General features: G+C 71.7%; 10 protein-coding genes. 7 read left to right on the forward strand and 3 right to left on the reverse strand.

Translation table 11 applies throughout. From position 1 onward, the window contains the following. The coding region (locus AWZ10_RS13805; protein ID WP_167365950.1) for a cation:proton antiporter at window positions 1–843 on the reverse strand (843 nt) is incomplete at its 3' end. Between the two features lie 103 nt (window positions 844–946). Continuing rightward, window positions 947–1432, reverse strand: a complete 486-nt coding sequence (locus tag AWZ10_RS13810; protein WP_060891188.1) for a cation:proton antiporter regulatory subunit — start codon at window positions 1430–1432, stop codon at window positions 947–949. A 632-nt stretch (window positions 1433–2064) separates the two neighbouring features. On the opposite strand from AWZ10_RS13810, the gene AWZ10_RS13815 reads away from it, so the two are divergent. Then, complete coding sequence (locus tag AWZ10_RS13815; protein ID WP_060891189.1) at window positions 2065–2511, forward strand: hypothetical protein; 447 nt, start codon at window positions 2065–2067, stop codon at window positions 2509–2511. Window positions 2512–2718: 207 nt separating this feature from the next. After that, a complete protein-coding gene (locus AWZ10_RS13820; protein WP_060891190.1) occupies window positions 2719–3030 on the forward strand; it encodes a hypothetical protein in 312 nt (103 codons plus the stop codon). Between the two features lie 157 nt (window positions 3031–3187). Here AWZ10_RS13820 and AWZ10_RS13825 read toward each other — a convergent pair whose 3' ends face one another. Then, entirely contained in the window at window positions 3188–4207 is a 1020-nt protein-coding gene (locus AWZ10_RS13825; RefSeq protein ID WP_060891191.1) for a helix-turn-helix transcriptional regulator, read from the reverse strand. 283 nt (window positions 4208–4490) lie between these two features. On the opposite strand from AWZ10_RS13825, the gene AWZ10_RS13830 reads away from it, so the two are divergent. The 5 genes from AWZ10_RS13830 to mpaC all read left to right on the forward strand — a co-directional run. After that, window positions 4491–5483, forward strand: a complete 993-nt coding sequence (locus AWZ10_RS13830) for an LLM class flavin-dependent oxidoreductase (RefSeq protein ID WP_060891192.1) — start codon at window positions 4491–4493, stop codon at window positions 5481–5483. A gap of 20 nt (window positions 5484–5503) precedes the next feature. Further along, on the forward strand, window positions 5504–6550 hold the full coding sequence (gene mpaB, locus AWZ10_RS13835) for a daptide biosynthesis RiPP recognition protein (protein ID WP_060891193.1): 1047 nt from the start codon (window positions 5504–5506) through the stop codon (window positions 6548–6550). A gap of 5 nt (window positions 6551–6555) precedes the next feature. After that, entirely contained in the window at window positions 6556–7410 is an 855-nt protein-coding gene (gene mpaM, locus AWZ10_RS13840) for a daptide-type RiPP biosynthesis methyltransferase (RefSeq protein ID WP_046706141.1), read from the forward strand. After that, complete coding sequence (gene mpaD / locus AWZ10_RS13845) at window positions 7407–8705, forward strand: daptide-type RiPP biosynthesis aminotransferase (RefSeq protein WP_060891194.1); 1299 nt, start codon at window positions 7407–7409, stop codon at window positions 8703–8705. The genes mpaM and mpaD overlap by 4 nt, the downstream gene beginning before the upstream one ends. Next, window positions 8702–9869, forward strand: a 1168-nt coding sequence (gene mpaC, locus AWZ10_RS13850; protein WP_060891195.1) for a daptide-type RiPP biosynthesis dehydogenase, incomplete at its 3' end; no start/stop codon positions are given. The genes mpaD and mpaC, both read left to right, overlap by 4 nt.

Raw genomic sequence — 9869 nt, forward strand, 5'->3', positions numbered from 1 at the left:
CGGGATGCTGGCGGGGTCGGTGTGCAGGCCGAAGAAGACGAAGAACACGGCGGCGAACAGGTCCCGCAGCGGCGCCAGCAGACCGTGCGCGCCCTCGGCGACCTCACCCGACAGCGCGATGCCCACCAGGAACGCGCCCACCGCCGCCGACACCTGCAACTGCTGCGCGAGCCCGGCGACGACGAGCGTCACCCCCAGCACGACGAGCAGCAGTTTCTCGGGATCGTCGCTGGAGACGAAGCGGGAGATGTGCCGCCCGTAGCGCACCGCCACCAGCAGCACGACCCCGGCCGTACCGAGCGCGATGGCCAGGGTCGCGCTGCCCGCCGCCAGACCGACCCCGGCCAGCAGCGCGGTGACGATCGGCAGGTAGACGGCCATGGAGAGGTCTTCCAGGACCAGGATGCTCAGCACGACGGGCGTTTCGCGGTTGCCGAGCCGTCCGAGGTCGCCGAGGACCTTGGCGATGACGCCGGAGGAGGAGATCCAGGTGACGCCGGCGAGTACGACGGCGGCGACGGGGCCCCAGCCGAGCAGCAGTGCCATGGCGGCGCCGGGCAGGGCGTTGAGGGCGGCGTCGACGAGGCCGGCCGGGTACTGGGTCTTGAGGTTGGAGACGAGATCAGTCGCCGTGTACTCCAGCCCGAGCATGAGCAGCAGCAGGATCACGCCGATCTCGGCGCCGATCGCCACGAACTCCTCACTGGTCCCCAGCGGCAGCAGCCCGCCCTCACCGAACGCCAGCCCGGCCAGCAGATACAGCGGTATCGGCGAGAGCCGGAACCGCCCGGCGAACCTCCCCAGCAGCCCCAGCCCGAGGATGATCGCGCCGAACTCGACCAGGAAGACGGCGGAGGAGTGCGTGGTGGACGACTGGGCGAGGAACTGAGCGGCGGACTGCCCTGCGGACTGGGCTGCGGCCTGAGCGGAGGCGTACACGAACCGCTCACTCCCGCCCGAGTATCGCCGCGGCCGCCTCCACACCCTCCCGGGTGCCGATCACGATGAGCGTGTCACCGCCGGCCAGCCGGAAGTCCGGCGTCGGCGACGGAATCGCCTCGGCCCGCCGCAGTACGGCCACGATGGACGCGCCCGTCTCGGTCCGCATCCGGGTGTCGCCCAGCACGCGCCCGTTCCAGTGGGACGTCGACGTCAGCTCGATCCGCTCCGCGACCAGCCCCAGCTCCGTGGTGGACAACAGGTTCGGGCTGTGGTGGTCCGGCGTCAGCGCGTCGACGAGGGCGGTCGCCTCTCCCGACGTCAGCCGCACCGACAGCGCACACGCGTCCGGATCGTCCTGCTGGTACGCGCTCAACGTGCGCGCACCGTCCCGATGGGCGACCACCGAGATCCGCCGCTGCTCCTTGGTCGTGAGGTCGTAACGGACCCCGATCCCCGGCAACGGCGTACTACTGAGGCGCGGAGCACCCACGGCTGGCCCCCTGTCTGATTCGGATATGTCATCGGACAACCGTCGGTGCCACCCTAACGAGACCCCGGAAACCGGCTGCCGGTCGTGCGGTCGGCACCCGATGGAACAATCCCCCTTCAACCCCGGACCGGCCTCCCGACCCGCCACCGGGGATGACCGAAAGGAACCACCGTCATGATCCCAACGGGTGCCCCCACAACCCGTGCGGCGGACGCCTTCCCGGTGCGCGGAGCGGGCGCCCCGACAACCAGTGGACCGACTGCCTTCAGGGCCCGTGGCCCGGGCGCCCCGACGGCCGGCGGACCGGCCGCAGCGGAGGCCCCCAGGACCCGCGGCGCGGATGTCCCCAAGACTCGTGGCGCGGATGTCCCCACGACTCGTGGCGCGGGAGCCCGCGAGCCCCACGCCACGGGGATACCCGTTCCCTCCGGAGCAGAAGGCCTCACGCCCCCCAGAGGCCCCGTTCCCGCCGGAGGACCTGTGGCGCTCGGTGGCGTCACGTCGTCTGGGGGTCCTGCGGTGCTCGGTGGCCTCACGCCCCCCGGAGCACTCACGCCCCCCGGAGCACCCACGACGCCTGAAGGCCCCACGCCTCCCGGAGCGCATGCCCCCAAGACCCCCGGAGCGTGCCCGTGATCCAGTGGGTTTCCCTGGGGACCGGCCCCCGCCCCGTCCCCCAGCCCGTGGCGACCCCCTTGGTGTGGGCCACGGCCTTCGCGGGCGCGATGTCGTTGGTGGCCGTTCTCAACGCGCTGGTCGGCACGGACCGCCCCGGCCTGGCGCTGGCCGCGCTGTCCCTGCTCGCCGCGCTCCTGGGCGTGCACGCCCGCTTCACCGCGGCCCCGGGTACGGCCGCCCTGTGCTGGCTCTTCCTCAACGGGTTCGCCATCCCACCCGCCGGCGTCCTGACCTGGACCAGTCCGCGCGACACCTTCTGGCTGGTCTGCCTCCTCACCGCCGCCCTCACCGGCACGACCCTCGCCCGCCTCCTCCAGGCCCGCGCCGCCTACCGCCGCCTCACCACGGCCCAGCCGCCCCCGTCCACGCCCGAGCTGCCGGACTGGCCCCCGGCCCGCTGATGAGCGGGGTGGGCCCGCTCGGTCACGCGGCGCCCGACCCGGGGCGGCGTCGCTGTCGGGCGTGCATGGCATGAAGCTGAGTGAGCGCGTGCAGCAAGCTGACAGGATTCGCCGCCCTGTCCGCGGCTTCCGTTGGCAGAGTGGGGGACACCGCGGGGGCACGACCGGCCCGGAACGCGCGGGGAACAGCAAACGGGGGAGTACGTCATGGGGTTCAAGGGTTTCACTGCGTTCACCGGGTTCAAGAAGGCCGCCGTGGTGGCGGGTGCGGCGCTCGCGTTCGCGGTGGTGGGCGGGCAGGGGCCGGCACAGGCACAGGCACAGGCACAGGTTCAGGCTCAGGCTCAGGCACACGTTCAGGCCGCGCAGTCGGGGGTGACCGCTCTGGGGGTCGTCGATTCCATCGCCGAGCGCGTCTGCGCGACTCCGCTGCCCGTACGGCTGCCGCTCTGCGGCGAGCAGGGTGGCGACACCTCGAAGCCCGTCAACGGGTGGCAGATCGAGAAGCCGAAGGCGTAGCGACAGCGAGAACGGTCGGCAGCGGTCGACAGCAACACAAGGGGGTGCCCCGGCGGTCTGACCGCCGGGGCACCCCCTTTGTCGTACTACTACTGCCTGCTGCCTGCTGCCTGCTGCCTGCTGCTGCGGCGGCGGCGCCCAGGGTCCTACGCCGGTCTCACACCCAGCCGCGCTCCCGTGCAAGGAGCGCCGCGTGCGCCCTGCTGCTCGCGCCCAGGATGCGCAGTACGTCGGCGACATGTCGGCGGTACGTCCGCACCGACACACCCAGCGAGCGTGCCCCCGATTCGTCCTTGCCGACGTGGCACATCGCTTCCAGGACCTGCCGCTCCATCTCCGAGAGCCCGCCGCCCTCCGCCCCGGCCTGCTCGTCGATGAGCACGGTGAGATCGGTGGCCTGGTCCCAGATCTTCTCGAACAGCGCCAGGATGTTCGCGACCAGCCCCGCCTCCCGGGCGAGCAGAGCCCCGCGCCGGGTGTCGGCCGGGTCGACCGGGACGAGCGCTGTGCGGCGGTCGTAGACGAGGAGCCGTTCCGCGATGGTGTCCGCGACCCGGATCTGCGCGCCGAGCGAGGTGAGGTCGCGCAGATAGCCGACGGTCGGCGGATGGTCCAGGGCTTCGCGCAGTACGACGTTGCGGATCCGTACCCCGCGTCGCAGACAGCGGGTGTCGAGCGGCCGGGCGTGCGCGATGTTCGCCGGAGTCAGCTCGGTGTACGGCTCGACCGAGAGGATCTCCTCGCGGGCGAAGAACGCCAGGTCGTCGATCCGGCCCCGGATCTGGCCGAGGTCTTCCAGGCGCTCGATTCTCCCGGAGTCCGGCTGTTCCTTCACGCTTTGCTCGGCGCGCAGGCCGGCTATCAGGTGCCGGGACTGGGTGACCTGCTGGAGCTGCTGGTGGAGTTCGCGCAGCCGCAGGTCGGTGAGCCGGTCCACGGCGATCTCGGGGTCGGCGGCGGAGATCGCCCCTGGCCCGCTGTCCGTTCCGGTTCCGGTCCCTTCCGTCTCGTGCAGCAGGCCGAGCTCGGACAGGTGCTCCAGCGCGCTGCCGATCTCGTCCAACGGGACATGCAGCAGTAGCTGGATGTCCTCGGCGGTGGTGCCGGGGTTCCGTAGAAAGTGCCGGTAGATGCCCTCTTCCGTATCGGTGAGCCCGAGTACGGACAATTCCCCCATGGTGCCTCCGTACAGAACGCAATCGGTCACCGGTCGCAAGTCGGCGCGCTGGTCAGGCACGCAGGACGGCCTGAATCCGGCGGTGTGATCACTGTGAGGGTACCTGCAACAAGCTGCACGGTCACTGGCAGCAAGTAGCGCCCTGGAACTGCCCGATGACGTGCTCCGCTTTGGCATTGTTCTCTGTGTCGGAACGAACGAACGCCGACAGAAGAAAAAGAAACGCAGGACAAGCGGTACCACTCGGCATCAACCAATTACGTCGCGAAATGGAGGACAGGGCATGACTTCTTATTCCGTACTCCTGCCCTTTCTCCCGCGCCGGCCGGAACAAATCCTTCCGTACGCCGGACTGGTGCACTGGAGCAACGCGAGCCGCCTCTGGCAGGGGCAGTCCGTGATGATCGAGCCGCACCAGGGATTCGTCGCGGCGGCGGGAGCGGGATTCCGCGTGCCGACCGGACTCGGCGTCACGCTCATGCCGCTCCGCCACCCGTACGAGGCCGCTCTCCAGGCCCGCTCGCTGGCGATGGCCACCGGGCAGCCGGTGATCGCCGGATTCGGGCCCGGCGGCCGGCCGTTGCAGCAGTCGCTGCTCGGCGAGGCGTACCGCAGTCCGCTCACGGCGGCGCGCGAGTACCTCTCGATCGTGCGCGGACTGCTGGCGGGCGAGACCGTCGACACCCGGGGCGAGTACTTCAGCTGCCGGGCCGAGATGCCTCGTTACCCGGTGCCGGGTGTGGAGATCGGGCTCGGTGTGCTGCGGCCCGGCATGGCGAAGCTCGCAGGTGAGGTTGCCGATGTCGCCGTGACCTGGCTGACTCCGGCGCACTATCTGCGGGACACCGTGCTCCCGGCGATGCGCGAAGGCGCGGCGAACGCGGCGGACGGCAAGGGGAGCAAGGGGGGCAAAGGGCGTAGAACGCCGAGGCTCACCGCCATCGTGCCGCTCGCCCTCGCCCGGCCCGACCGCGAACCCGCCGAGCTGGCGCTCGCGAGCAACGCCGCCCATCTCCAAGGCGCCCACTACATCGACATGTTGCGCCGGTCCGGGACGGATGTCACCGGTGACGACCCGGCGGCGAACGCCAAGGCGCTCGTCGACGGCGGGGCGTTCCTCAGCGGAGACCCGGACGAACTCGTCGGAAAACTGGGCGCGTTCCGCGAGGCAGGGGTGGACGAGGTCGTCCTGAACCTGACCGGCGTTTGTAATCTGTACGGCCCACAAGCGGCCCTGGACGAAACGAAGCGAATTCTGGCCGCCCTGGCCGCCTGACCGTGGGGGAAGACGAAACAATGGCTGATCTGAAAGAGCGGCTCATCCGCTGGGGGACTGGTACGGCCAGTGCCGGCACCACTACCGGTGAATTCTCGTACGGCGGTGCGGAAACCGTCGTACTGGAAAACCGGGAGCACCTTACGGCGATGATGAATTCCGGTGTTGTCGGGACGGAAACGCTGGTACTCGTGCCCGGTGTGCCCGGCGAGGACACGACCGTGGACGGCCGCCGCATCGTCGGGTACGAAGGGTCGCTGGCCGGGGCCGGCGGCGAGTTCTCGCCAGGCGCGGGCTTCTACCTCCAGATCCAGGGCTACGGCATCAGCGAGTACATGTCCGTCGCCGGGCCGACCCTCGTCCGGATCGCCGACGACACGGACTTCGACGTCTTCCTCTCCGACGCCGACCGGGCCCTGCTCGACGGCACCTTCCCCGACTTCCTCACCCACCCCGCCATCCAGCTCGCCGACCTGCCCGGCCTCGGCTCCGACCGCACGCCGGCCGCCGGACCCCGGTACCGGCTGTACGTCGACGCGGACGGAGCCGTCTCCACCACGCCGGGCGGTACCCGCCTCGGTACGGCGGGCGACGGGCCCGAACTCCTCGACGCGCAGTGGCAGCGGCTCAACAGCGGCGCACAGGCAACATGCGCGGTGTGCCTGGGGACGGTGGTGGACCACGACCTTCGGCGGACCGAACTGGCCGCCCGGCCCTGGCTCGGGCGCTACCTGGCCGCCCTCGGCGCGATCCGGGCCCTGCGCGCCCGGGGTGTGGACGGCAGCATCCGGGTCTCCGGCTTCGGCGGGCGGATCACCGATGCGCTGGCCGCCGACGCCGGCGCCGACGCCGATCTTCGGGACGCGGACGCGCCGCTCCTCCTGTGGACCGACCAGGACGTGTACGTCCACGCCCCTGCCCCCAGCCGCACCTTCAGTGTGGAACGGGCAGCCGCCACGCCGGTCGAGGCACTGCTGGCCTGCGGTTCGGCCGAGGCGGCGGCGGAGTTCGCCGATCCGGACCACACCGTACGGATCGAGCGGTTCCTCGCCCGGGCCGGAGTGTGACCACGATGACCACACTCACCACACTCACCACCCTCACTACTCCGACGACCCCGACGGCCCCGACACCCATTCCAGGACGGGCCGGGGAGCTGCTCGCCGAGCTCGGCTCCCGAGCCGTCACCGGCGACCTCTACGCCGAAGCGGGCGCGCAGGTCTACCACGACGTGGCCGGCCGAAGCACCCACGAAGTACGTGAACTCACCAGCCTCGTCAGGACGTTGCCCGGCGATGTCCTCGACCTGGCGGCCGGCTCCGGGCGGCTGACCATGCCGCTGCTCGCGCTGGGCCGACGGGTCACCGCCCTCGACCTCTCCCCGTACATGCTGCGGCTTCTCGAAGACCGGCTGGCCGCCGCGCCCGCCGCCCTGCGCGAGCGCTGCACGGTCGTGGAGGCCGACATGAGCGCCTTCGCGCTCGGCCGCACCTTCCCGGTGATCGTCCTCGGCACCACCTCCGTCTCGCTCCTCGACGAGCGAGGCCGGACCGGTCTCTACCGGGCCGTACGCCAACACCTCGCGCCCGGCGGCCGGTTCCTTCTGTCGACCGTCGGCATGGACACGGACTCCGGCCAGCCCGCCGAAGCCGAACTGGTGGTGGAAGCCGAAGCCGGCCGCGCCTACCGGATGTACGAGCACTGGGCGGTCGGCGACAGCGCCCGCACGGTCACCGTCTTCCCGGCGCGGATCCCGGACGACGACAGTCCCGTCCAGGTCACCACGACCAGCGTCGGTGTGCTGCCCGCCGCCCTCCTCGAAGCCGAACTGGGCGCCGCCGGATTCGCCGTCCGCGCCCGGCACCCGCTGCCGGCCGTCGGCTCCCGCCACCACGACGTACTACTCGAAACGGAGGTCACACCATGAGTCCCGTACACACGAAGAACGCGCTGTGGCCGTCCCTCCTGGCCCCCGCCCTGCACGGCTCGGACGCGCTCTGCGCGGTCTCCGCGCACGGAGTACGGGTCCGATACGCCGACGGCAGCGAACTCCTCGACGCCTCCAGCGGGTTGTGGAACACCAATATCGGCTACGGCAACGAGGCCATCGCCCAGGCCGCCGCGGAAGCGCTCCGCGAAGCCTCGTACCTGAGCGTCTTCCGCTACGAGAACACCTACGCCCGGGCCGCGGCCGCCGCCCTCGTCGAGCTGTGCGGCGCCGACACCTACGGCCGGGTCCTCTTCTCGACCTCGGGTGGCGCCGCCAACGACCTGGTCATGAAGCTCGCCCGCCACTACCACGCACTGCGCGGCGAGGACCGCCGCAAACTCGTGGTCGGGCTGCGCGGCAGCTACCACGGTCTGACGTACGGCAGCTTCGCGCTGACCGGCGAGGACCTCGGACAACAGGTGTACGGCGTCGACCAGCGTCTCATTCGCCACGTCGACCCCAACGACCCGCTCGGCATCCGCACCTTGATGGAACGTCAGGGAGCCATGGTCGCGGCCGTCGTCGTCGAGCCGGTGCTCGGCTCGGGGGCGGTGCCGCTCACCGAGGAGTACGTCGACGAGCTGCTGCGGCTGCGCGAGGAGTACGGTTTCCTGCTGGTCGCCGACGAAGTGGCCACCGGCTTCGGCCGTACCGGCGACTTCTTCGCCTCCCAGCGCTGGTCCGCCCGGCCCGACCTCCTGGTGACCTCCAAGGGGCTCACCAACGGTACCGGCGCCGCCGCGGCCGTCATCGCCTCGCACACGGTCGCGGACGCCTTCGACACGGCGGGCGCCATGCTGACCCACGGCGAGACCCAGGCCGGCACCCCCGTCACCTGCGCCGCCATCCTGGCCACCATCGCCGAGATGCGCCGCCTGGACGCGGTCGCCCTCGGCCGGGCGCTGGGCGAACGGCTGGACGCGGAGCTGTCCGCGCTGGTCGACGAGCACCCCTGGGTGACGGGCACCACCGGTGTGGGCTGTTTCCGCTCGCTGCGGCTGACCACCCCGGACGGGGAACCGCTGCCGCAGGCACGCGTCCCGGAGCTGGTCGCCGCGATCCGTACGGCGGGCGCCATCGTGCACCCCGGCGTCCACGGCATCCAGCTCTTCCCCGCGCTGACCTACACCGACGCGGAACTGACCGAGCTGATGGACCGCATCCGCGCCGGACTGGCCCTGTTCACCGGCCAGTCGGCGTCGGCGGAAGCGCACGCGGAGGTACCGGCATGAGCTACGGCCGGGGCGGACCGACCAGGGCGCTGATCGGTCCCGACGCACTCACGGCATGGCTCCCCGACGGGGCGGGCCGCACGGCCGCCCTCTTCGTGGACAGCGCTGTCGCGACGGCGGGGATCACGGCCCTGGTTCGCAACCGCCTCGGCCGGGCCCGCTGGCGGACGACCCAGACACCACTGACCACCGGCCCCGGTGATCTCGGCACCGCTGCCGCGATCGCCGAAGGCCTCGCCGACAAGCGCGCCGGCATCGGCCTGGTGGTCGCCATCGGCGGCGGATCGGTGCTCGACCAGGCGAAGATCGCGGCTCTGCTGCGGGCCAACCCGGTCGCGTACACCCGCCTCACCGTGCCCCAGCGCGGCGGCCTGATGGGCCTGCCGGGCGAGGTCACCCGTACCGTCCCGCTGCTCGCCGTACCGACCACCCTCGGCACCGGCAGCGAGGTGAGCGCGGTCGCCTGCCTGGCGTACCCGCAGGGCAAGCGGCTGATCCTCGGCGGCGTACTGCGGCCGGAGGCGGCACTGCTCGATCCGTCGGCCACCGCCACACTGCCCCGCGAGCTGGTCGTGGAAGGCGTCCTTGAGGCGCTGTTCCGGGCGGTCAGTCCGTACGCCGGTGACCACCGGGACGACCGCCGCACCGAGGACCGTCTGACGGAGACGGTCGCCCGGCGGCTCGTCCAGCTGGGCTACGAGGCGGTACGGGAAGCAAGGCCGAGCGACGCGCTCCGCCTCGACATCGCCAAGCTCAGCGGGCTCACGCACGGCGAATGGCTGCACCAGGGCCGAGACCCGTACGCGGTCAAGGGCTGGCTCATCGCCAACGAGATGTCGTCGGCCCTGGGCGTACGGAAGATGACCGCCGTCGCCGCGCTGCTGCCGCACCTGTGGCGGGCCGTGCTCGACGGGGAGCCACGACTGGGCTCCGCGCCGCGGCTGCACCGGATGTGGGCGGGGCTGCGCGACGCCGCACCGCAGGAGCGGGCGCGGGCCCTGCCCGAGGACCCGGCCGACGGGATCGAGGCCCTGATGGACGACTGGCGGGTGGGCCGGCGGCTCACCGCCGACGGCCCGGGGCAGATCGAGGCCCTGGCCGAGCGGACCGTACGGGCCTGGGGCGCCGGGCTGCCGATGCTCGGCGGGCTCCGGGCGGAGGACG

It is taken from the genome of Streptomyces europaeiscabiei (genome assembly GCF_001550375.1).
Classification (GTDB): domain Bacteria; phylum Actinomycetota; class Actinomycetes; order Streptomycetales; family Streptomycetaceae; genus Streptomyces; species Streptomyces europaeiscabiei.

What these genes read in the sequence shown, in the direction of transcription:
- AWZ10_RS13820 (WP_060891190.1), top strand. Translation starts at nt 2,719, where the DNA reads ATGGGGTTCAAGGGTTTCACTGCGTTCACCGGGTTCAAGAAGGCCGCC.
- AWZ10_RS13825 (WP_060891191.1), bottom strand. Translation starts at nt 4,207, where the DNA reads ATGGGGGAATTGTCCGTACTCGGGCTCACCGATACGGAAGAGGGCATC.
- AWZ10_RS13830 (WP_060891192.1), top strand. Translation starts at nt 4,491, where the DNA reads ATGACTTCTTATTCCGTACTCCTGCCCTTTCTCCCGCGCCGGCCGGAA.
- mpaB (WP_060891193.1), top strand. Translation starts at nt 5,504, where the DNA reads ATGGCTGATCTGAAAGAGCGGCTCATCCGCTGGGGGACTGGTACGGCC.
- mpaM (WP_046706141.1), top strand. Translation starts at nt 6,556, where the DNA reads ATGACCACACTCACCACACTCACCACCCTCACTACTCCGACGACCCCG.
- mpaD (WP_060891194.1), top strand. Translation starts at nt 7,407, where the DNA reads ATGAGTCCCGTACACACGAAGAACGCGCTGTGGCCGTCCCTCCTGGCC.